Here is a 21,227-nt window from a genome sequence, read left to right as displayed (position 1 = left end):
GGGCCGCTTCGCGACCCAACGGGGGCAAGCCCCCTCGCCACAGGTGGGTGGTGACTGCTTGATTTGCAGTTGGCAGGTGGCCGCTGACTGAAACCATTCGCCGGTAAACCCGCCATGCGGGCTGCCGGGACTGCTTGATTACGGTATACTCGCCGGCTTTCAAAAGTTCGCCAACGAGTGCTGCCCGTCATGGAAATCAACCCGATCCTGAACACCATCAAGGACCTGTCCGAGCGCTCCGAAACTATTCGGGGGTATCTTTGACTACGATCAAAAGCATGAGCGTCTGACCGAAGTCAATCGCGAGCTTGAAGATCCGAGTGTCTGGAACAAACCTGAATACGCCCAGGAATTGGGCCGCGAGCGCGCTGCGCTGGCGCAAATCGTCGATACCCTCGACGGGTTGAACACCGGTCTGGCCGATTGCCGCGACCTGCTGGACATGGCCGTCGAAGAAAACGACGAAGGCGCAGTGGACGATGTCGTCGCCGAGCTGGCCCGACTCGAGGAAAGTCTGGCCAAGCTGGAATTCCGTCGCATGTTCAGCCACGAAATGGACCCGAACAACGCCTATCTGGACATCCAGGCCGGTTCCGGCGGCACCGAAGCCCAGGACTGGGCCAACATTTTGCTGCGCATGTACCTGCGCTGGGCCGACAAACGCGGTTTCGACGCGACCATCATGGAACTGTCCGCCGGTGAAGTCGCCGGGATCAAGGGCGCGACCGTGCACATCAAGGGCGAATACGCGTTTGGCTGGTTGCGGACCGAAATCGGCGTGCACCGTCTGGTGCGCAAGAGCCCGTTCGACTCCGGCAACCGTCGCCACACCTCGTTCAGCGCGGTGTTCGTCTCGCCAGAGATCGATGACAAGGTGGAAATCGAAATCAACCCGGCAGACTTGCGGATCGACACCTATCGTTCCTCGGGTGCCGGTGGTCAGCACGTAAACACCACCGACTCGGCCGTACGTATCACCCACGTACCGACCAACACCGTGGTCAGCTGCCAGAACGAACGTTCCCAGCACGCCAACAAAGACACCGCCATGAAAATGCTGCGGGCCAAGTTGTACGAGCAGGAAATGCAGAAGCGCAACGCGGCGTCCCAGGCGCTGGAAGACACCAAGTCCGATATCGGCTGGGGTCATCAGATCCGTTCGTATGTGCTCGATGCCTCGCGGATCAAGGATCTGCGCACCAACATCGAACGCAGCGACTGTGACAAGGTGCTCGATGGCGACATCGACGAATACCTGGAAGCGAGCCTGAAGTCCGGGCTGTAAGCAATGCAATACCGGATCGGCTGACTCCCCGCGATCCCTTGTAGGAGCCGGCTTGCCGGCGATCCCCAGGCCGCAGGCCTGGGGGCAACGAACCTGTGATGGAATATTTAAAGACATGAGCGACCTAGAACTCGACCCGCAAGCCCTGCAACAGGAAGAAAACTCCCTGATCGCCCTGCGCAAGGAAAAGCTTGCTGCCGAGCGCGCCAAGGGCAATGCCTTCCCCAACGACTTCCGCCGCGAAAACTACTGCGAACAACTGCAGAAACAGTACGCGGACAAGACCAAGGAAGAGCTGGCAGAGGCTGCGATCCCGGTCAAGGTTGCCGGTCGTATCATGCTCAACCGTGGCTCGTTCATGGTGATCCAGGACATGACCGGTCGCATCCAGGTCTACGTCAACCGCAAGACCCTGTCCGAAGAAACCCTGGCCGCGGTGAAAACCTGGGACATGGGCGACATCATTGCCGCCGAAGGCACCCTGGCCCGTTCCGGCAAGGGCGACCTGTACGTTGAAATGACCAGCGTGCGCCTGCTGACCAAATCCCTTCGCCCGCTGCCGGACAAGCACCACGGCCTGACCGACACCGAACAGCGCTACCGCCAGCGCTACGTTGACCTGATCGTCAACGAGGACGTGCGCCAGACCTTCCGCGTGCGTTCGCAAGTCATTGCTCACATCCGCAGTTTCCTGATGAAGCGTGACTTCCTGGAAGTGGAAACGCCGATGCTGCAAACCATTCCGGGCGGCGCGGCAGCCAAGCCGTTCGAAACTCACCACAATGCGCTGGACATGGGCATGTTCCTGCGTATCGCGCCGGAGCTGTACCTCAAGCGCCTTGTTGTCGGCGGCTTCGAGAAAGTGTTCGAGATCAACCGCAACTTCCGTAACGAAGGCGTTTCGACTCGTCACAACCCTGAATTCACCATGTTGGAGTTCTATCAGGCCTACGCCGACTACGAAGACAACATGGACCTGACCGAAGAGCTGTTCCGCGAACTGGCTCAGCTGGTTCTGGGCAGCACCGACGTGCCGTACGGCGACAAGGTGTTCCACTTCGGCGAGCCGTTCGTGCGTCTGTCGGTGTTCGACTCGATCCTCAAGTACAACCCTGAGCTGACCGCTGACGACCTGAACGACATTGACAAGGCCCGCGCCATCGCCAAGAAAGCAGGCGCCAAGGTGTTGGGCTTCGAAGGCCTGGGCAAGCTGCAGGTGATGATTTTCGAAGAGCTGGTCGAGCACAAGCTGGAACAGCCGCACTTCATTACCCAGTACCCGTTCGAAGTGTCGCCACTGGCCCGTCGTAACGACGAGAACCCGAACGTCACCGACCGTTTCGAATTGTTCATCGGTGGTCGTGAAATCGCCAACGCCTACTCCGAGTTGAACGACGCGGAAGACCAGGCCGAGCGCTTCATGGCTCAGGTGGCCGACAAGGACGCCGGTGACGACGAAGCCATGCACTACGACGCCGACTTCGTTCGTGCGCTGGAGTACGGCATGCCGCCAACGGCGGGTGAAGGTATCGGCATCGACCGCCTGGTGATGCTGCTGACCAACTCCCCGTCGATCCGCGACGTGATCCTGTTCCCGCACATGCGGCCGCAAGCGTAAGTGTTTCAATTAAAAAACCGCCTTTTCAGGCGGTTTTTTATTGCCTGTCTGGTACAAACGTATCAACTTGTTACTTTCATCTGAGAGGAAATACCTGTCGTGATTCGTGCAATGGCTCAAGAAGGTGCAGCGGGTATCGCCACTGCGGTCGCTGAAAGTGTTCAGTACCAGGGCCGCAAGGCCAGCCGACAGGGCAGCGAGCAGCGTCGACAGGACATTCTCGACGCCGCGATGCGCATTGTCGTGCGCGATGGCGTGCGCGCCGTACGGCACCGTGCGGTGGCCGCCGAGGCGCAAGTGCCGTTGTCGGCGACCACTTACTATTTCAAGGATATCGATGACTTGCTCACCGACACCTTTGCCCAATACGTGGAACGCAGTGCGGCGTACATGGGCAAGCTGTGGGTGAACAACGAAGGCTTGTTGCGTGAAATGATCGACAGTGGCGACGGCAGCCCGCAGGCGCGCTCGAAACTGGCGGACGATATTGCGCGGCTGATGACCGATTACGTTCATCGGCAACTGGTCAATCGCCGTGAACATTTGATGGCCGAGCAGGCGTTCCGCCAGGAGGCATTGCTCAACCCGCGCCTGGCCGAGCTGGTGCGCTCGCATCAGCAAATCCTGTTGCAGGGCTCTTGCCAGCTGTTCCAGGTGTTGGGCTCGCGCGAGCCGCACCAGGATGCCAAGGTGTTGACGGCGATTATCGGCCGGATGGAATATCAGGGGCTGCTCAACGTAGAAGAGCCTGCCGCCGAAGAGGAAATGCTCGGCATCCTGACGCGCTACATGCACCTGGTGCTGGCGTCGGTGTGAGTTGAGCGCCGTCCCCGTAGCAGCCTTCGGCAGCTGCTACCGGTCAGCGCGAGGGGCGTATGTTTCATAGGGAGTATTGAATGAAAGCCTGGCGTGTCGTTGTGATCGCCTTGTCGTTCCTGCTGCTCAGTGGCTGTCTGGTGACCTTCAAGGAACCGCTGCCTGCAAGCGAACCCGCGCCCAAAGGATTGCTCGGCAAATGGACCAGCACCAATGCCTGGGGCGAGCCGCTCAACCTCGAACTGACCCGCATCGGCGACAACCGCTATCAGGCCGTCAGCTACTACCGCGCTCGGCCCAGGGAACGTGAAGCCTATCCGTTCACCCTGTCGCGTCATGGCAACCGCTGGTATCTGTCGGCGAAGGTGCCGGCGCAATTCGGCGGGCATTTCACCATTGGCGGGTTTGAGTTGACCGACAAGCATGAGCTGGTGATCTACAACCTCGACCTCGACCAGATCAACCAGGCCATGAAGCAAAAAGCTCTGAGCGGTGAAAGCTTCCAGACCAACGACGGCGAAGGCGTATTGATCGACAGCAACATGGATCAAGTCGCCGCCTACCTCGACGACCCGGCCAATTCCGATGTGTTCGTCGAAGCGGTGCGCTATCAGCGTCAGGCCAAAGCCAAATAACCGGCACCAACAGGTTTTTACAGGAGTTTCGCGTGGACGATTACCAACAGTCGATACGTGCTTTGTCCGATCGCATCGTGTTGGCGCAGACGCCGATCCGCGTTCTCGATGCGGTCAAATGGGACGACAACATTCGCAAGGGCTTCCTCAAGGCCAAGGGCAAGGAAATGCCGGCGGTGGACCGCGACTACTACCTCAATCGGCCGCTGGCGTTCGATTCCAGCAAAGTGAAGCTGGAGTTCCAGAACATCGAGCGCGACATCACCCGCCAGCTCGGCCAGTTCAACCCGGTCGGCCAGATCATGCGCCGCATGTGCAAGGAATACCGCATGGTGGTGCGCATGCTCGAAGCGCGTGGCACCGAGGATTTCGGCCTGATTTCCCAGGAGTTGTACGGCGCCGCGTCCGATGCGTTCCATGCCGGCGACCCGACGCTGTCCGACCTGGGCATGATGTTGTCCGAATACCTGAACAACATTGACGGCCGTGGCGACCTCAAGGATGAACCGAAGACGCTGACGGCCAAGGACGCGGTCGATCTGTTGCAGCATCGCTTGAACAAGGTGTTTGGCGAAGCCGAGGAAACCATTCGGGTGTTCGAGTCCGATGGCATCGTCGCCGATGCGGCGGCAGGCGCCGACTACATCAAGATCCGCTCCGACGCGATGTTCAACCAGCGCGATGTGCGCGCCCTGGAGGTCCATGAAGGACTGGTGCACGTCGGCACCACCCTCAACGGCCTGAACCAGCCGATCTGCACCTTCCTCTCCAAGGGGCCGCCCTCGTCGACGGTGACCCAGGAAGGCTTGGCGATCCTGATGGAGATCATCACCTTCGCCTCGTACCCGAGTCGCCTGCGCAAGCTGACCAACCGCACGCGCGCGATTCACATGGTGGAGGAGGGGGCCGACTTCCTGCAGGTGTTCGAGTTCTTCCGCGAGCAAGGTTTTGAAATGCCCGAGAGCTACAGCAACGCCAGTCGCGTTTTCCGCGGCTCGGTGCCGACAGGTCTGCCATTTACCAAAGACTTGTCCTACCTCAAGGGTTTCATCATGATTTACAACTACATTCAACTGGCCGTGCGTAAAGGCAAGCTGGAGCAGATACCGCTGTTGTTCTGCGGCAAGACCACCCTGGAAGACATGCGTACCTTGCGCCAGTTGGTGGACGAAGGCCTGGTGGTACCGCCCAAGTACCTGCCGGAACAGTTCCGCGACATGAACGCATTGTCGGCGTGGATGTGCTTCTCCAACTTCCTCAACCACCTGAGCCTGGACCGGATCGAGGCGGATTACTCGAACATCCTGTGAACAATGAATTCCCCTGTGGGAGCGAGCTTGCTCGCGATAGCGGTCTCACATTCAATACTTCTGTTGTCTGATACACCGCCATCGCGAGCAAGCTCGCTCCCACAGGTAATGTGTTCCAACTCAATACTTGCAAGGTTTCAACGGATGAGAATCCTCGGCATCATCTGCCTTCTCCTGACCTTGAGCGGTTGCAGCTCGCTGTTGTTCTACCCGGAACCCGGCCAGTTGTTCACCCCGGAAAAGGCCGGGCTCGAATACCGCACCGTCACCCTGATCACCGCCGATGGCCTCAAGCTGAATGCCTGGTGGCTGCCGGCAAAGCCAGGTGTCGAGGTCAAAGGCACGGTGTTGCACCTGCACGGCAACGGCGGAAACCTGCCCATGCACCTCGGCGGGAGCTTCTGGTTGCCGAAAAATGGTTACCAGGTGTTGCTTGTGGACTATCGCGGTTACGGCTTATCCGAAGGCAAGCCGAGCCTGCCGGCGATCTATCAGGACATCGATGCGGCGTTCGCCTGGCTGGACAAGGCGCCGCAGGTTCAAGGCAAGCCGCTGATCCTGCTCGGCCAGAGTCTCGGTGGTTCGATGGCCGTGCATTATCTGGTCCAGCACCCGGAACGCCAGAAGCAACTCAAGGCCATCGTGCTCGATGGTGCACCCGCCAGTTATCGCAGCGTGGGCCAGTTTGCCCTGAGCAATTCGTGGCTGACCTGGCCGTTCCAGGTGCCGTTGTCGTGGCTGGTACCGGACGGCGACAGCGCGATCAACGCCATGGCACAACTCAAGGATGTGCCGAAACTGCTCTACCACAGCATCGACGATCCGATCGTGCCTCTTTCCAACGGCATCCGACTGTATCAAGCTGCGCCGCCGCCGCGGGTGCTGCAACTGACCCGTGGCGGTCATGTGCAGACGTTCGCCAATCCGGTCTGGCGCAAGGTCATGCTGCGTTATCTTGATGACCCGCAGCATTTCAACGGCCTGCGCCGGTTGGGTGAAATCCCCAACTACCCGGCGCCCCCGAATTCTGAAGATGAACCACCAGAGAGTCCGCAATGAGTGAAGAACGTAACGCCATCCCACTGATCATCACCGGTATCTGCAGCATCCTCGGCACCGTCGCTGCCCTGTGGTGGTACGGCTACCTGCACTTCGCCAAGCCCGAGGATGCGTTGCTGCTCAGTGACTTCACCATGCTCAAGACGATTCCGGGCGAAAACTACAAAGTCTCACTGGAGCCGGCCGCGCAAGTGGCGCAGTGCATCGATGGCGTGCTGGTGCTGTTCGACACCGAGCAGAAAGGCCTGACCGGTGTGCTGGTCGACGGCAAGAAAAAAGCGGTGCGTTGCATGGGACAGGAAACGCCGCAGAAGCTGGAGCCGTAAACCAGATCTGTGGCTATCAAAGTCCCCCTGTGGGAGCGAGCTTGCTCGCGATGACGGCTGAATATTCAACACATGTGTTGTCTGACACACCGCCATCGCGAGCAAGCTCGCTCCCACAGGCTCTGTGGAAGCTCAGTGTTTTTGTTTGTCCTCAGGCATCGACAAATCGTGCAGATGCCGACGGGACAACGCGAGAAAACGCGGGGTCGGCCCGATGTCTTCGTACAGCGGATCGCCTTCTTCATCGGTGGCGACCACGGTCGAACCTTTGACGTAAGGGAAGCTTCTTTCCAGCTCTTCCAGCGCGGCGCCGATCAGGTCGCCGAGCAGTTCTTCGGGATGCCGCTTGGGGTACATCTCGACGAGCGCGGCCAGCCGTGCGGCAGACTCCACGTCCAGATGAATCGAGTACCCGGTGTCGGTCAGGCGCCCCTTGGCGCTTTCTTCCCAGTGGTGGGCAAGCTCGCGGATTTTCATATTGACCTCATTACGCTCCCGCTCGTGGCAGGCTGGGTGAGTGTCCGGCATTGGCCGGTGATAGCCGTTGTAAGGCTTATCTTCAGACTAGCTTCAACAGGCAGGGTTTGAAGGCCCTTCGTCGTCTTGCTTGTAAGAACCTGTCTGGAGCGGCACTCTCTAGGTTCTTAGCCGCCCGGATTTTTTGCTGGAGATCTGCTGATGACCGATATTGATGCACGCTTGCGCGAGGATGTTCACCTGTTGGGTGAGCTGTTGGGCAACACCATTCGTGAACAATATGGCGACGGTTTCCTCGACAAGATCGAGCAGATCCGCAAGGGCGCCAAGGCTGACCGTCGCGGCTCCATGGACGCCGAACTCAGCGCCAGCCTCAACCAGCTGACCGAAGACGAACTGTTGCCGGTAGCGCGGGCGTTCAATCAGTTTCTCAACCTGGCCAATATCGCCGAACAATACCAGTTGATTCACCGTCGCGAGGAGACTCAACAGGCGCCGTTCGAAGCCCGGGTGTTGCCCGAGTTGCTCGCGCGCCTGCGCGCCGAGGGTCATGGTGCCGAAGCACTGGCCCGGCAATTGGGGCGACTGGAGATTGAACTGGTGCTGACCGCGCACCCGACCGAAGTCGCGCGTCGCACGCTGATCCAGAAGTACGACGCCATCGCCGCGCAACTGGCGGCGCAGGATCACCGCGACCTGACCAGTGCCGAGCGCGAGCAGATCAAGACCACCTTGCAGCGCCTGATCGCCGAAGCCTGGCACACCGAAGAAATTCGCCGCACGCGTCCGACGCCGGTGGACGAAGCCAAGTGGGGTTTCGCGGTGATCGAGCATTCACTGTGGCAGGCCATTCCAAATTATCTGCGCAAGGCCGACCAGGCCCTGCACGCCGCCACCGGCCTGCGCTTGCCACTGGAGGCCGCACCGATTCGCTTTGCCTCGTGGATGGGCGGCGACCGCGACGGCAACCCGAACGTGACGGCGGCGGTTACCCGAGAGGTTTTACTGTTGGCGCGCTGGATGGCGGCTGATTTGTACCTGCGGAATGTCGATCACCTTGCCGCTGAACTGTCGATGCAGCAGGCCAGCGATGAATTGAAGGCCAAGGCGGGTGACAGCGCGGAACCTTACCGGGCAGTGCTCAAACAGCTGCGCGAACGCCTGCGGGCGACGCGCAACTGGGCGCACACCTCGTTGTCGACGCCCACACCGGCACCGACCGATGTGCTGCAAAACAACCGCGAACTGCTCGACCCGCTGGAGCTGTGCTACCACTCGCTGCATGAATGCGGCATGGGCGTGATCGCCGACGGGCCGTTGCTCGATTGCCTGCGCCGGGCAGTGACGTTCGGTCTGTTCCTTGTTCGTCTGGATGTGCGCCAGGACTCGTCGCGGCACACCGCCGCCATGACCGAAATCACCGATTACCTGGGCCTGGGTCGCTACGAGGACTGGAGCGAGGAGGAGCGCATCGCCTTCCTGATGCGCGAACTGAACAACCGTCGGCCATTGCTGCCGACGTATTTCAAACCGTCCGCCGACACCGCCGAAGTGCTGGCGACCTGCCGGGAAATCGCCGCTGCACCGCAGGCGTCTCTCGGTTCCTATGTGATTTCCATGGCCGGTGCCGCCTCCGATGTGCTGGCCGTGCAATTGCTGCTCAAGGAATCCGGTGTGCTGCGGCCGATGCGCGTGGTGCCGCTGTTCGAAACCCTGGCCGACCTCGACAACGCCGGCCCGGTGATCGAGAAACTGCTGCTGTTGCCGGGCTATCGCTCGCGCCTGCAAGGCCCGCAGGAAGTGATGATCGGTTACTCCGATTCAGCCAAGGATGCCGGCACCACCGCGGCGGCCTGGGCGCAGTACCGGGCGCAGGAGCGACTGGTGGATATCTGCCGTGCGCAGCAAGTGGAGTTGCTGTTGTTCCACGGACGCGGCGGCACTGTGGGGCGTGGCGGCGGTCCGGCCCACGCGGCGATCCTGTCGCAGCCACCGGGTTCGGTGGCGGGGCGGTTCCGCACCACTGAACAGGGCGAAATGATCCGATTCAAATTCGGCCTGCCGGACATCGCCGAACAAAACCTCAATCTGTACCTGGCCGCCGTGCTTGAAGCGACGTTGCTGCCTCCGCCGCCACCTACGCCTGAATGGCGACACTTGATGGATGAACTGGCGGCAGACGGTGTCAGCGCTTACCGCGCGGTGGTGCGGGAAAACCCGCAGTTCGTGGAGTATTTCCGCCAGTCCACGCCGGAACAGGAACTCGGTCGTTTGCCGCTGGGCAGTCGTCCGGCCAAGCGCCGGGCCGGGGGGATCGAAAGCCTGCGGGCGATTCCGTGGATCTTCGGCTGGACCCAGACACGCCTGATGCTCCCAGCCTGGCTGGGTTGGGAATCTGCCCTGAGCAAGGCTCTGGAGCGTGGCGAAGGCGAACTGCTGGGGCAGATGCGTGAGCAATGGCCGTTCTTCCGCACCCGCATCGATATGCTGGAAATGGTCCTGGCCAAGGCCGATGCCGACATTGCACAGTCCTACGACGAGCGTCTGGTGGAGCCGAATCTGTTGCCATTGGGCGCGCACTTACGCGACCTATTGTCGCAGGCGTGCACCATCGTTCTCGGCCTGACCGGGCAGTCGCAGCTGCTGGCACATAGCCCGGCGACCCTCGAGTTCATCCGCTTGCGCAACACCTACCTCGACCCGCTTCATCTATTGCAGGCCGAGTTGCTGGCCCGTTCGCGAGTGCAGGACGTGGCGCAGGGCAGCCCGGTAGAACAGGCCCTGCTGGTGTCTGTCGCGGGGATTGCCGCCGGATTGCGTAACACCGGCTAAGGTTTTTGCCGTGGGGTCAGGCATCCGGCAGGTGAGGCGGATGCCGCCGCAGCAGGGGTTGAAAAGTGCTGTCAGGCGACAGTTAATGATGGGGTTGCGACTTGGGGAACTGCGCGCAATGGTCGCAAGAGGCAGCGGTTTCTCCGACTTTTGGCGTCTTGTGTGGGCGCAGCCTGCTGTGTATCTTGATCAGCCTTTGACCGTTTGGGCGGTCACGACCCTATTTTTGAGATTGGCCCCACGAGGCGAATCTGACGTTATCCATATAAAAAATTGAGGAGCACATCGATGCGCGTCATTCTGCTGGGAGCTCCCGGGGCCGGTAAAGGTACTCAGGCTAAGTTCATCACCGAAAAATTCGGCATTCCGCAAATCTCCACCGGTGACATGCTGCGTGCAGCGGTCAAGGCCGGCACCGAACTGGGCATCAAGGCCAAGAGCATCATGGATGCCGGTGGCCTGGTGTCCGATGACCTGATCATCGCACTGGTCAAGGACCGCATTGCCCAGTCCGATTGCGCCAACGGTTTCCTGTTCGACGGCTTCCCGCGCACCATTCCCCAGGCTGAAGCCCTGGTGACTGCTGGCGTCGAGCTGGATGCAGTGGTTGAAATCGCCGTCGAAGACGAAGAAATCGTCCAGCGTATCGCTGGCCGCCGTGTTCACGAGGCCAGCGGCCGCGTGTACCACATCGTCTACAACCCGCCGAAAATCGCTGGCAAAGACGATATCACCGGTGAAGAGCTGGTACAGCGCAAGGACGACACTGAAGAAACCGTACGTCATCGCCTGTCGGTCTACCATTCGCAGACCAAGCCGCTGGTGGATTTCTACCAGAAGCTGTCGGCTGCCAATGGCAAGCCGCAATACAGCCATATCGAAGGCGTCGGATCGGTTGAAGCGATCACCTCCAAGGTGCTTGCAGCCTTGAGCTGAAAAACCTGATCCGCTGCATCATCCACGGCCCGCTTGCGGGCCGTAGTTGTTTATACTGACGCACTTTTTCTGACCTCTTTTACGGAAACATCGATGAGCACCTTGCTGGCCCTGGACACCGCGACTGAAGCTTGCTCCGTTGCCTTGCTGCATGACGGCAAGGTCACGAGCCATTACGAGGTGATCCCGCGCCTGCACGCGCAGAAGCTGTTGCCGATGATCCAGCAGTTACTGGCCGATGCCGGGACCACCCTGCAAGCGGTCGATGCCATCGCGTTCGGCCGTGGCCCGGGCGCCTTCACGGGGGTGCGAATCGCCATCGGCGTGGTGCAAGGCCTGGCGTTTGCCCTGGATCGCCCGGTGCTGCCGGTGTCGAACCTGGCCGTGCTGGCGCAACGTGCGTTCCGCGAACACGGTGCCAGTCAGGTCGCTGCTGCCATCGATGCGCGGATGGATGAAGTGTATTGGGGTTGCTACCGCGAAACGGCGGGGGAAATGCGCCTGGTGGGTGCGGAAGCGGTCCTGCCGCCGGAGTCCGCTGCATTGCCGGCCGATGCCAGCGGCGAATGGTTCGGCGCAGGCACCGGTTGGGGTTATGGCGAGCGTATCGCCGTAAACCTTAGCGGGCAGGACGCAAGCATGTTGCCCCATGCCGAAGACCTGCTGACCCTGGCGCGATTTGCCTGGGCGCGTGGCGAGGCGATCGTGGCCGACGAGGCTCAGCCGGTGTATCTACGCGACAAAGTGGCGACGCCTAAAGCACGGTAGATTTTCAGGATTGAGTTGGTTCAATCGCGGGCAAGCCCGCTCCCACAGGATCATCGCTAACCCTGTGGGAGCGGGCTTGCCCGCGATGGCGATCTATCGGACGCAGTCAATCGTCATTTTCTAACCCCGGCTTTTAAACCTTTTGCCTTTTATGTGTTCTAGTTATCACTCGGCGGTTTGCGAAGTGGGAAATGCGCCACTAAACTGCCATTACTGATTCCGAGAATGCAGCTATGCGTATAGACGGCGTTTCCTCTCAGTCCTACCCCATCAAGCGCAAACCTCGCACAGGCCGCGTGGTGGAAGACGACGCCATTGATATCGAAGGCGAGCTGGAATTCCCGACTGAAGAGCAACTGGCTGCACGCGCCGCCAAGGCCTCTGCGCAAAAACTGAGCAATCTCCCCGCCCGTCAGCAAGACATGCTTTACCACCGTGCCATGAGCAAAGGCGTGGCGATGGCCCTGGCCAGCTACCTGAGCACCGCCGGTTTCGTCGATTGGGAAGCGGATGTGCTGGGTCTCGACCTGTACATCTGATGTTGCTGCCGTACTACCTCGGTTGTCCCTCGTGGAGCGAAAACGCCTGGCGCGACTACCTGTATCCGCTGGACGCCAGGCCAGCTGAGTTTCTCCATCTCTATTCCCGAGTATTCAATGCCGTAGAAGGCAACACGACCTTCTACGCGAGCCCGGCTGCGAGCACCGTGCAGCGTTGGGCCGACACCATGCCCGAACACTTTCGTTTCACCGCCAAGTTTCCCGGCGAGATCAGCCACGGCGGTGACCTGCGCGAACAGCTGACCGCCGCCGAGACCTTCCTGCAATTACTCAGCCCGCTCGGCGAGCGGGTGTCGCCACTGTGGTTGCAGCTGTCGAAAAGCTTCACGCCCCAACGGTTGCCCGAACTGGCCGGATTTATCGATGCCCTGCAGCGGCCGCTGGCCGTGGAAGTGCGGCATGACGACTTTTTCGCCAAGGGTGACAGCGAGCGAATGCTCAATCGCCTGCTGCTGGATCGCGGAGTCGAACGCATCTGCCTCGATCCCCGTGCGCTGTTCAGTTGCACGTCGACCGAGCCCTCGGTGCTCCATGCGCAATCGAAGAAACCCCGTGTGCCACCGCGTCCGGCGGCATTCACGGCATTCCCGCAGGTGCGTTTTATCGGCCATCCGACGCTAGAGGCCAACGATACGTTCCTGGAACCTTGGGTCGAGAAAATCGCGCTCTGGATCGAAGAAGGCCGCACGCCGTATATCTTCCTGCACACGGCCGACAACATACTGGCGGCGAAACTGGCGCAGCGCTTTCACGCCAGGCTGATGCTGCGTTTGCCTGGCTTGCCGGCGTTGCCTGAGCTATACAGAGAACCCGCCATCGAGCAACTTGGCCTGCTCTGAGGCGGATTTCCCCCTCTTCAGGAGCCTGCCAATGGATGCGCAAACCCTTCGAGCCCAGGCGTTCAAAGCCCTTCACGAACGCCACGGGGCTTTTGTGATCCCCAATCCGTGGGACGCCGGTTCGGCGAAAATGCTCGCCAGCCTCGGCTTCGAGGCGCTGGCGACTACCAGTGCCGGTTATGCCTTTTCCCAGGGGCGTGCCGATGGCGGATTGACCCTGGACGATACCCTGCTGAACGTTCAGGCGATTGTTGCCGCCACTGACCTGCCGGTTGCCGTGGACCTGGAAAACGGTTTTGCCGACAACCCGGCCGATTGCGCCAAAAGCATTTTGCGCGCGGCTGAGGCCGGTGCTGTCGGTGGTTCGATTGAAGATGCCACCGGCCGCGAAGAAGGCCCGATCTACTGTTTCGATCACGCTGTGGCGCGTATCGAAGCTTCTGTCGCGGCCGCCCGCAGTCTGCCGTTCCCCTTCACATTGACTGCCCGGGCCGAAAACTTCCTGCATGGTAATCCCGATCTGGCCGACACCATTCGCCGCTTGCAGGCATTCACCGAAGCCGGTGCCGACGTGCTCTACGCACCGGGCCTGCGCAGCGCCGAGGACGTATTGGCGGTGGTGCGGGCGGTGGCGCCAAAACCGGTGAATGTGTTGATGTCGGGCGGTTTGAAGCTGACGGTCGCGCAGTTGAGTGAAATGGGCGTCAAGCGCATCAGCGTGGGCTCGGCGCTCGCACTGGCGGCGTATGGCGAATTTTTTCGCGCCGCCGAGGAAATCCAGACATCGGGCACGTTCGGTTTCACGTCCCGGTCGATGCCGTACCAGAAGGCCAATCAGTTCTTCAAAGGCTGAGGGATGCGCCAGAGGGCGCGGCTGAGGATCAGGCGGCGATACGCAGGTTCTGCAGGATGATCGGGCGGGCCCAGCCGTTATCGAAATCGAGTTGTTTCTGTTGTTCCCGCAGTTCTTCTGGCGAGAACGGCGGGAACGGCTTGTCGAGCAGGTCGAGCTCGAACTCGGCGATGGGCAGGTGCAGCGGACGCGGTTGCGGGGCAGGACCGGCTTGCGGCACCGGCTGATCGGCATTCAATACGATCGGGCGAACCCAGCCGCTTTCGAAGGCCTGCTGTTTTTGCTGGGCGACGATTTCATCCGCCGGGAACGGTGGGAATGGTTTGTCGGCCAGGTCCATTTCGAATTCGGCAATCGGCAGGAACAGCGGCTCGGGCGGACGTACCTGAATGTCCTTCACGTCGCACTCACGCTGGGAAACGATGTGTTCCAGCAGCTCGCTGCCAACGGTCGGCTCGACCGGGCTTTCGAGATCGACCGGTGGGAAATTCAGTGATTCAGGCAGCACATCACCCGACTGATCGGCCAGCGCCCGGGCAAAGAAATCCTGCCAGATGTGACTGACACCACTCAGTGCCTGGGTATTTCGCAGGTTGTAGTCGCCGTAGGGCGAGATAAAACCTGTGATTGTGGGTTGAATGTCTGACATTTCTCTCGGTCGACGCTCAGCTCTGGCAAAATGCTCGATAGTTTTGTTATCGGCCGTTTTTGCCGATCATTAATTTTTTGAGCGTGTTTTCCGATGATTGATCAACCCGCGGCCTGCCGCATCCATGTCCAGGCCCTGGACGCGGCTTTCGAGCCACAAGCCGAGCAATGGGCCGAGCGCCTGGGCTTGCCGATGCAAGTGGCGGACGGCGAATTTGCCTTGCAGGTGGGTGACCAGGGGCTGCAGTTGCAACAGCTGGGGCCGGATGCGCCGGGGCCGGTGCGGGTGGATTTCGTCGAGGGCGGTGCGGCCCATCGCCGGTTGTATGGCGGTGGCAGCGGGCAGATGATTGCCAAGGCTGTTGGCGTCGCCCAAGGCGTGCGCCCACGGGTACTGGATGCCACGGCGGGGCTGGGCAAGGACGCGTTCGTGCTGGCCAGCCTCGGTTGCGAGATGAGCCTGATCGAGCGTCAGCCGCTGATTGGTGCCTTGCTGGAGGATGGCCTGGCCCGTGGCGCGGAAGATTTCGACGTGGCGCCGATCGTGGCGCGCATGCGCTTGCTCAAGGGTAACTCGATCGAGGTGATGCGCAATTGGGAAGGCGAACCGCCGCAGGTGATCTATCTCGACCCGATGTTCCCGCACCGTGAGAAAACTGCGCTGGTGAAGAAGGAAATGCGCCTGTTCCGGCCGCTGGTGGGCGATGACCCGGATGCGCCGGCATTGCTCGAAGCCGCGTTGGCCCTGGCCAGCCACCGGGTGGTGGTCAAGCGCCCGCGCAAGGCGCCGTGCATCGACGGGCCGAAGCCGAGCCATGCGCTGGATGGCAAGTCCAGTCGGTATGACATCTATCCTAAGAAAGCGCTCAAGCCTTAAGACCTAGTCGCCCCAATCGCGAGCAAGCTCGCTCCCACAGGTATGGTGAAATCCTTGTGGGAGCGAGCTTGCTCGCGATGGCGTCAGCCCGGTTACCGACAATCCATCAGGCTCACTCAGGCCGATAAGCCCGCATAAACAACCCCACCACTTCCTGCACATGGCTCTCTGCCGCCTCGCCAACCGGCGGCTCGCCGCAGCCATACAGCAAGCGGAAATTCCCGGCGCCCTTGAGCAGGCAGAAGAAATGCTCGGCCGCGTTGTGCGGCTTGTCGATGTGCAACACGCCACTTTCATCGATCTTGATCAACAGGCGCTCCATGCCATGCAGCATGCGCTCCGGCCCGGCTTCGAAGAATATCTGCGACAGCTTAGGATCCTGGCTGCCCAGGGTCATCATCAAGCGGTGCAGGTTCACGGACTCATCACTGTTGATCAACTGATGAAAACCGCGCGCGATGTTCAGCAGCACGGTTTCCACTGCCACACCTTCCGGCAATTCGAAGAACAGCGGTGGCAACTGCTCCTCGCACTTGGCCATCACGGCGGCGGAGAACAGCGTCTCCTTGTCGTTGAAATGGCTATAGACCGTCAGCTTTGACACACCGGCCTCGGCTGCAACGGCATCCATGCTGGTATTGGCATAACCCTTACTCAGAAACAGCGTTTTCGCCGCATCGAGAATTGCCTGGCGCTTGACCAAATCCTTGGGTCTGCCTGGGCCATTGGGTGCTGAAAGATTGTTTGGCATATTCGTTTTTATTACTGGACTGGTGAGTTTGCTATTAATAACATACTGCTCAGTATAATTATTCAAAGCACCATTAGCGAAAGGTCCTTTACCATGTTCCGCTATGCCTTGCCCCTCGCGTTGCCAGTCACCCTGGCTTTTTTATTGTCTGCGTGTGGTCATGAAGAAGCGCCGCCAGTCAGCGTGCGCCCGGCCATGGTGGTCCAGCCAGAGCCTTCGGCGCAGTCCATGGAAAGCTATCCCGGTGAAGTTCGCGCTCGTTATGAGCCGGACCTGGCGTTCCGTATCGGCGGTAAAGTCAGCCGACGACTGGTTGAGGAAGGGCAACGGGTCAAGGCCGATCAACCCTTGGCAGAGCTCGATCCCCAGGACGTGCGCTTGCAGCTGGAGGCCACTCGCGCCCAGGTCGCCGCCGCTGAGGCCAACCTGAACCTGGTGCGTTCCGAGCGTGATCGCTACAAGACCCTGATGGAACGCCAGCTGGTCAGTCGCTCGCAGTACGACAACGCCGAGAACCTCTACCGCTCCGGCGAAGCCCGCCTCAAGCAAATCAAAGCCGAATTCAACGTTTCCAACAACCAGGCCAGCTATGCCGTGTTGCGTGCGCCGCAGGACGGCGTCGTGGCCAAGCGTCTGGTGGAAGTCGGGCAAGTCGTGGCCGCTGGGCAAACGGTGTTCACACTGGCGACCGATGGCGAACGAGAAGTGTTGATCAGTCTGCCGGAGCAGAATTTCGGCCGCTTCAAGGTCGGTGAACCGGTGACGGTGGAGCTCTGGACCCAGCCCGACCAGCGTTTCGCCGGGCGCATCCGTGAACTGTCGCCGTCAGCCGACCCCAAGTCACGTACCTTCGCGGCGCGTATCGCCTTCAACACCGGCAACGTTCCTGTCGAACTGGGCCAGAGCGCCCGAGTGTTCGTGCAGGCCGCCGACGTGGTCCCACTGTCCGTTCCACTGTCTGCGCTGACCGCCGAAAACGGCGTGACCTATGTCTGGGTCGTCAGCGCCAACAACACGTTGAAGAGAACCCCGGTGCGTGTTGGTGCCTTCGGTGAGAAAACCGTACCGGTGCTTGAAGGGCTCAACGCCAGCGACTGGGTCGTGGCCGCCGGTGTCCATGTGCTTCTCGAAGGGCAGCAGGTGCGCCCGGTGGATCGATCCAATCGCGTGGTCAATCTGGCGGACAAGGAGTAAGCCCCGATGCGCTTCAACGTTTCCGAATGGGCGCTGCGTAATCGCCAGATCGTCCTGTTCCTGATGCTGTTGCTGGCCATCGTCGGCGCACTTTCCTACACCAAGCTCGGCCAGAGTGAAGACCCGCCATTCACCTTCAAGGCCATGGTGATTCGCACCAACTGGCCGGGAGCGACTGCCCAGGAAGTCTCGCGCCAGGTCACCGAACGCATCGAAAAGAAACTGATGGAAACCGGCGAGTACGAGCGCATCGTGTCGTTCTCCCGTCCGGGCGAATCCCAGGTGACCTTCATCGCGCGCGACTCCATGCACTCGGTGGAGATCCCGGAGCTCTGGTACCAGGTGCGCAAGAAGATCAGCGATATCCGTCATACCCTGCCGCCGGGGATTCAGGGGCCGTTCTTCAACGATGAATTCGGCACTACTTTCGGCAATATCTACGCCCTGACCGGCGAGGGTTTCGACTACGCCGTGCTCAAGGATTACGCCGACCGCATCCAGATCCAGCTGCAGCGGGTCAAGGATGTGGGCAAGGTCGAACTGCTGGGGTTGCAGGACGAGAAAGTCTGGATCGAACTCTCCAACGTCAAGCTCGCCACCCTCGGCTTGCCGCTGGCGGCTGTCCAGCAAGCCCTTGAAGAGCAGAACGCGGTGTCCACGGCAGGTTTCTTCGAAACCAGCAGCGAGCGATTGCAGCTACGGGTGACGGGGAATTTTCAGACGGTCGACGAGATCAAGAACTTCCCGATCCGCGTCGGTGATCGCACCTTCCGCATCTCCGATGTGGCCGACGTACGCCGTGGTTTCAATGATCCACCGGCGCCGCGCATGCGCTTCATGGCGCAGGACGCCATTGGCCTGGCGGTGGCGATGAAGGATGGCGGTGACATTCTGGTGCTGGGCAAGGCGCTGGAAGTCGAGTTCGCCCGCATCCAGAAAAACCTCCCGGCCGGTATGCAGCTGCGTAAAGTCTCCGACCAGCCGGCGGCGGTGAAAACCGGTGTTGGCGAGTTCGTGCAAGTGCTGGTCGAGGCGCTGGCCATTGTGTTGCTGGTGAGCTTCTTCTCCCTCGGCGTGCGCACCGGCATGGTGGTGGCGCTGGCGATTCCGCTGGTGCTGGCGATGACATTCGCCTGCATGTATTACCTCGGCATCGGCCTGCACAAGATCTCCCTCGGCGCGCTGGTACTGGCCCTGGGCTTGCTGGTGGACGACGCGATCATCGCCGTGGAAATGATGGCGATCAAAATGGAGCAGGGCTTCGACCGGGTCAAAGCGGCGAGTTATGCCTGGACCAGTACCGCGTTCCCGATGCTCACCGGTACGCTGATCACCGCGGCCGGCTTCCTGCCGATTGCCACGGCGCAATCGGGCACTGGCGAATACACCCGTTCGATCTTCGAGGTGGTCACCATCGCGCTGCTGGCGTCCTGGGTGGCCGCGGTGGTCTTCGTGCCTTACCTGGGGGAAAAACTCCTGCCGGACCTGGCGAAGATTCACGCCGCCAAGCACGGTGCCGGCCAACCCGATCCCTATGGCACACCGTTCTATCAGCGCGTCCGGCGTCTGGTGGAGTGGTGCGTGCACTGGCGCAAAACCGTGATCCTGGCGACCGTGCTGTTGTTCATTGCCTCTATCGTGCTGTTCAAGTTTGTGCCGCAGCAGTTCTTCCCGGCATCGGGTCGCCTGGAGTTGATGGTCGACCTGAAACTGGCTGAAGGTGCTTCGCTGAGCAACACCGCCGACGAGGTCAAACGCCTCGAAGCGCTGCTCAAGGACAAGGCTGGGATCGACAATTACGTGGCCTATGTCGGTACCGGTTCGCCGCGTTTCTACCTGCCGCTGGATCAGCAACTTCCTGCGGCGAGCTTCGCCCAGTTTGTCGTCCTGGCGAAAACCATCGAAGAACGGGAAACCCTGCGCATCTGGTTGATCTCGACCCTCAACGAGCAATTCCCGGCGCTGCGCTCGCGGGTCACGCGTCTGGAAAACGGTCCGCCGGTTGGCTACCCGGTGCAATTCCGTGTGACCGGAGAGCACATCGAAGAGGTGCGGGCGCTGGCACGTAAAGTCGCGGCCAAGGTTCGCGAGAACCCGCATGTGGTCAACGTCCATCTTGATTGGGAAGAACCGAGCAAGGTGGTGTACCTGAACATCGATCAGGATCGCGCGCGGGCGCTGGGCGTGAGCACGGCGAACCTGTCGAGGTTCCTGCAAAGCTCCCTGACCGGTTCCAGCGTCAGCCAGTACCGTGAAGACAACGAGTTGATCGAGATCCTGTTGCGCGGCACCTTGCATGAGCGCACCGAGTTGTCGTTGCTGCCGAGCCTGGCGGTGCCGACCGATAACGGGCGCAGTGTCGCGCTGTCGCAGATCGCGACCCTGGAATATGGCTTCGAGGAGGGCATCATCTGGCACCGCAACCGCCTGCCTAACGTGACGGTTCGCGCCGACATCTATGACAAGGAGCAACCGGCGACGCTGGTGCAGCAAATCATGCCGACCCTCGATCCGATCCGCGCCGAACTGCCCGACGGCTACTTGCTCGATGTCGGTGGCACGGTGGAAGACTCGGCGCGCGGACAGAACTCGGTGAAGGCCGGCGTGCCGTTGTTCATCGTGGTGGTGTTGACCTTGCTGATGCTGCAGCTGCGCAGTTTTTCGCGCACGGCGATGGTGTTCCTGACGGCGCCGCTGGGGTTGATCGGGGTGACGCTGTTTCTGTTGGTGTTTCGCCAGCCGTTCGGTTTCGTGGCGATGCTGGGGACCATCGCATTGTCCGGGATGATCATGCGTAACTCGGTGATTCTGGTGGATCAGATCGAGCAGGACATTGCTGCCGGTTTGAAGCCTTGGCAGGCGATCATCGAGGCGACGGTGCGGCGGTTTCGGCCGATTGTGTTGACGGCGCTTGCTGCTGTTCTGGCGATGATTCCGTTGTCGCGCAGTGTGTTCTTTGGGCCGATGGCGGTGGCGATCATGGGAGGGTTGATCGTTGCTACGGCGTTGACGCTTTTGTTTTTGCCGGCGTTGTATGCGGCCTGGTTTCGGGTCAGGAAGGAGCCGGTTTGACCGGGGACATATCCATTTTCTCGGTAACGGCTACTTAGGGTTTCGCCCTTACGGCGACTCACTTTTTTTACAAGCGCCTAAAAAAAGTAAGCAAAAAAACGCTCGCCCCTGACGTACGGCCCCTCGCTTAGGCTCGGGGTTCCTTCGCTCCGGTATTCATCCGGGGGCATTGCCCTCCGGTCGGCTTCGCGCGACCTGCATGCAATGTGTTCGACTGCGTCGAACGGCGCTGCGCGCCAGTCCCCGGATGAACACCTCCACTCAGCCTGCCGAGGGGGCGGGTGGATCAAGATCAAGAGCTGCAGGCGAGCTAACGCTCGGCCTGATGAGTGGTGAAGAGCGAAGGTGTACGCCGACCCACTGTAGGAGCG

Annotated in this window: 19 protein-coding genes; 16 read left to right on the top strand and 3 right to left on the bottom strand. The window is 60.6% G+C overall.

The annotated features are described in order from the left end of the window. Positions 1 to 189 precede the first annotated feature (189 nt). From prfB to PMI29_RS21510, 7 genes are all read left to right on the top strand, one after another. Positions 190 to 1,285 (top strand): peptide chain release factor 2 gene (prfB, locus tag PMI29_RS31725; RefSeq protein WP_104450710.1). Its coding sequence is split into 2 segments (ribosomal slippage): positions 190 to 261 and positions 263 to 1,285, totalling 1,095 coding nucleotides; the frame shifts between segments, so codons are not numbered across the junction. Between the two features lie 115 nt (positions 1,286 to 1,400). After that, on the top strand, positions 1,401 to 2,903 hold the full coding sequence (lysS, locus tag PMI29_RS21485; RefSeq protein WP_008019605.1) for a lysine--tRNA ligase: 1,503 nt from the start codon (positions 1,401 to 1,403) through the stop codon (positions 2,901 to 2,903). A gap of 99 nt (positions 2,904 to 3,002) precedes the next feature. Then, a complete protein-coding gene (locus PMI29_RS21490; protein ID WP_007995797.1) occupies positions 3,003 to 3,719 on the top strand; it encodes a TetR/AcrR family transcriptional regulator in 717 nt (238 codons plus the stop codon). Between the two features lie 80 nt (positions 3,720 to 3,799). Further along, entirely contained in the window at positions 3,800 to 4,354 is a 555-nt protein-coding gene (locus tag PMI29_RS21495; protein ID WP_007995796.1) for a hypothetical protein, read from the top strand. A gap of 32 nt (positions 4,355 to 4,386) precedes the next feature. Continuing rightward, positions 4,387 to 5,664 (top strand): flavohemoglobin expression-modulating QEGLA motif protein, encoded by a 1,278-nt coding sequence (locus PMI29_RS21500; RefSeq protein ID WP_007995794.1) that lies wholly within the window; start codon positions 4,387 to 4,389, stop codon positions 5,662 to 5,664. A 144-nt stretch (positions 5,665 to 5,808) separates the two neighbouring features. Continuing rightward, positions 5,809 to 6,723 (top strand): alpha/beta hydrolase, encoded by a 915-nt coding sequence (locus PMI29_RS21505; protein WP_007995792.1) that lies wholly within the window; start codon positions 5,809 to 5,811, stop codon positions 6,721 to 6,723. After that, positions 6,720 to 7,049 carry a hypothetical protein gene (locus PMI29_RS21510; RefSeq protein ID WP_007995790.1) on the top strand — a complete coding sequence of 110 codons (330 nt, stop codon included), beginning with the start codon at positions 6,720 to 6,722 and terminating at the stop codon, positions 7,047 to 7,049. The genes PMI29_RS21505 and PMI29_RS21510 overlap by 4 nt, the downstream gene beginning before the upstream one ends. Positions 7,050 to 7,181: 132 nt before the next feature. On the opposite strand, the gene PMI29_RS21515 is transcribed toward PMI29_RS21510, so the two are convergent. Beyond that, positions 7,182 to 7,526 (bottom strand): hypothetical protein, encoded by a 345-nt coding sequence (locus tag PMI29_RS21515; protein WP_007995788.1) that lies wholly within the window; start codon positions 7,524 to 7,526, stop codon positions 7,182 to 7,184. Positions 7,527 to 7,727: 201 nt separating this feature from the next. Here PMI29_RS21515 and ppc point away from each other — a divergent pair, with 201 nt between their 5' ends. The 6 genes from ppc to PMI29_RS21545 all read left to right on the top strand — a co-directional run bounded on the left by ppc (position 7,728) and on the right by PMI29_RS21545 (position 14,314). Beyond that, positions 7,728 to 10,358 carry a phosphoenolpyruvate carboxylase gene (ppc, locus tag PMI29_RS21520; RefSeq protein ID WP_007995785.1) on the top strand — a complete coding sequence of 877 codons (2,631 nt, stop codon included), beginning with the start codon at positions 7,728 to 7,730 and terminating at the stop codon, positions 10,356 to 10,358. Between the two features lie 288 nt (positions 10,359 to 10,646). Further along, complete coding sequence (gene adk / locus PMI29_RS21525) at positions 10,647 to 11,294, top strand: adenylate kinase (protein WP_007995783.1); 648 nt, start codon at positions 10,647 to 10,649, stop codon at positions 11,292 to 11,294. Between the two features lie 93 nt (positions 11,295 to 11,387). Beyond that, entirely contained in the window at positions 11,388 to 12,062 is a 675-nt protein-coding gene (gene tsaB / locus PMI29_RS21530; protein ID WP_007995780.1) for a tRNA (adenosine(37)-N6)-threonylcarbamoyltransferase complex dimerization subunit type 1 TsaB, read from the top strand. A 233-nt stretch (positions 12,063 to 12,295) separates the two neighbouring features. Beyond that, a complete protein-coding gene (locus tag PMI29_RS21535) occupies positions 12,296 to 12,601 on the top strand; it encodes a hypothetical protein (protein ID WP_007995778.1) in 306 nt (101 codons plus the stop codon). Beyond that, entirely contained in the window at positions 12,601 to 13,461 is an 861-nt protein-coding gene (locus PMI29_RS21540) for a DUF72 domain-containing protein (protein ID WP_007995777.1), read from the top strand. Before PMI29_RS21535 ends, PMI29_RS21540 begins: the two co-directional genes overlap by 1 nt. A gap of 31 nt (positions 13,462 to 13,492) precedes the next feature. Next, on the top strand, positions 13,493 to 14,314 hold the full coding sequence (locus PMI29_RS21545; RefSeq protein ID WP_007995776.1) for an isocitrate lyase/PEP mutase family protein: 822 nt from the start codon (positions 13,493 to 13,495) through the stop codon (positions 14,312 to 14,314). A 28-nt stretch (positions 14,315 to 14,342) separates the two neighbouring features. Here the strand turns inward: PMI29_RS21545 and PMI29_RS21550 are convergent, their stop codons facing one another. Then, positions 14,343 to 14,963 carry a hypothetical protein gene (locus PMI29_RS21550; protein WP_007995775.1) on the bottom strand — a complete coding sequence of 207 codons (621 nt, stop codon included), beginning with the start codon at positions 14,961 to 14,963 and terminating at the stop codon, positions 14,343 to 14,345. Between the two features lie 93 nt (positions 14,964 to 15,056). Between PMI29_RS21550 and PMI29_RS21555 the strand changes: the two genes are divergently transcribed. Next, positions 15,057 to 15,839 (top strand): class I SAM-dependent methyltransferase, encoded by a 783-nt coding sequence (locus PMI29_RS21555; protein ID WP_007995774.1) that lies wholly within the window; start codon positions 15,057 to 15,059, stop codon positions 15,837 to 15,839. A gap of 112 nt (positions 15,840 to 15,951) precedes the next feature. Here PMI29_RS21555 and PMI29_RS21560 read toward each other — a convergent pair whose 3' ends face one another. Further along, a complete protein-coding gene (locus PMI29_RS21560; protein WP_007995773.1) occupies positions 15,952 to 16,590 on the bottom strand; it encodes a TetR/AcrR family transcriptional regulator in 639 nt (212 codons plus the stop codon). A 93-nt stretch (positions 16,591 to 16,683) separates the two neighbouring features. Here PMI29_RS21560 and PMI29_RS21565 point away from each other — a divergent pair, with 93 nt between their 5' ends. Next, on the top strand, positions 16,684 to 17,784 hold the full coding sequence (locus tag PMI29_RS21565) for an efflux RND transporter periplasmic adaptor subunit (protein WP_007995772.1): 1,101 nt from the start codon (positions 16,684 to 16,686) through the stop codon (positions 17,782 to 17,784). A 6-nt stretch (positions 17,785 to 17,790) separates the two neighbouring features. Then, positions 17,791 to 20,856 carry an efflux RND transporter permease subunit gene (locus PMI29_RS21570; RefSeq protein ID WP_007995771.1) on the top strand — a complete coding sequence of 1,022 codons (3,066 nt, stop codon included), beginning with the start codon at positions 17,791 to 17,793 and terminating at the stop codon, positions 20,854 to 20,856. The last annotated feature ends 371 nt before the right edge of the window (positions 20,857 to 21,227 follow it).

It is taken from the genome of Pseudomonas sp. GM49, from assembly GCF_000282355.1.
Classification (GTDB): Bacteria; Pseudomonadota; Gammaproteobacteria; order Pseudomonadales; family Pseudomonadaceae; genus Aquipseudomonas.
The sequence above is the reverse complement of the archived record's forward strand: the minus strand, read 5'-3'. Positions and strand labels throughout refer to the sequence as shown.

Bases quoted from the DNA above. Each gene is read 5' to 3' on its own strand.
- lysS (WP_008019605.1), top strand. From the start codon at position 1,401: ATGAGCGACCTAGAACTCGACCCGCAAGCCCTGCAACAGGAAGAAAAC.
- PMI29_RS21495 (WP_007995796.1), top strand. From the start codon at position 3,800: ATGAAAGCCTGGCGTGTCGTTGTGATCGCCTTGTCGTTCCTGCTGCTC.
- PMI29_RS21505 (WP_007995792.1), top strand. From the start codon at position 5,809: ATGAGAATCCTCGGCATCATCTGCCTTCTCCTGACCTTGAGCGGTTGC.
- PMI29_RS21510 (WP_007995790.1), top strand. From the start codon at position 6,720: ATGAGTGAAGAACGTAACGCCATCCCACTGATCATCACCGGTATCTGC.
- PMI29_RS21515 (WP_007995788.1), bottom strand. From the start codon at position 7,526: ATGAAAATCCGCGAGCTTGCCCACCACTGGGAAGAAAGCGCCAAGGGG.
- ppc (WP_007995785.1), top strand. From the start codon at position 7,728: ATGACCGATATTGATGCACGCTTGCGCGAGGATGTTCACCTGTTGGGT.
- adk (WP_007995783.1), top strand. From the start codon at position 10,647: ATGCGCGTCATTCTGCTGGGAGCTCCCGGGGCCGGTAAAGGTACTCAG.
- tsaB (WP_007995780.1), top strand. From the start codon at position 11,388: ATGAGCACCTTGCTGGCCCTGGACACCGCGACTGAAGCTTGCTCCGTT.
- PMI29_RS21535 (WP_007995778.1), top strand. From the start codon at position 12,296: ATGCGTATAGACGGCGTTTCCTCTCAGTCCTACCCCATCAAGCGCAAA.
- PMI29_RS21540 (WP_007995777.1), top strand. From the start codon at position 12,601: ATGTTGCTGCCGTACTACCTCGGTTGTCCCTCGTGGAGCGAAAACGCC.
- PMI29_RS21545 (WP_007995776.1), top strand. From the start codon at position 13,493: ATGGATGCGCAAACCCTTCGAGCCCAGGCGTTCAAAGCCCTTCACGAA.
- PMI29_RS21550 (WP_007995775.1), bottom strand. From the start codon at position 14,963: ATGTCAGACATTCAACCCACAATCACAGGTTTTATCTCGCCCTACGGC.
- PMI29_RS21555 (WP_007995774.1), top strand. From the start codon at position 15,057: ATGATTGATCAACCCGCGGCCTGCCGCATCCATGTCCAGGCCCTGGAC.
- PMI29_RS21560 (WP_007995773.1), bottom strand. From the start codon at position 16,590: ATGCCAAACAATCTTTCAGCACCCAATGGCCCAGGCAGACCCAAGGAT.
- PMI29_RS21565 (WP_007995772.1), top strand. From the start codon at position 16,684: ATGTTCCGCTATGCCTTGCCCCTCGCGTTGCCAGTCACCCTGGCTTTT.
- PMI29_RS21570 (WP_007995771.1), top strand. From the start codon at position 17,791: ATGCGCTTCAACGTTTCCGAATGGGCGCTGCGTAATCGCCAGATCGTC.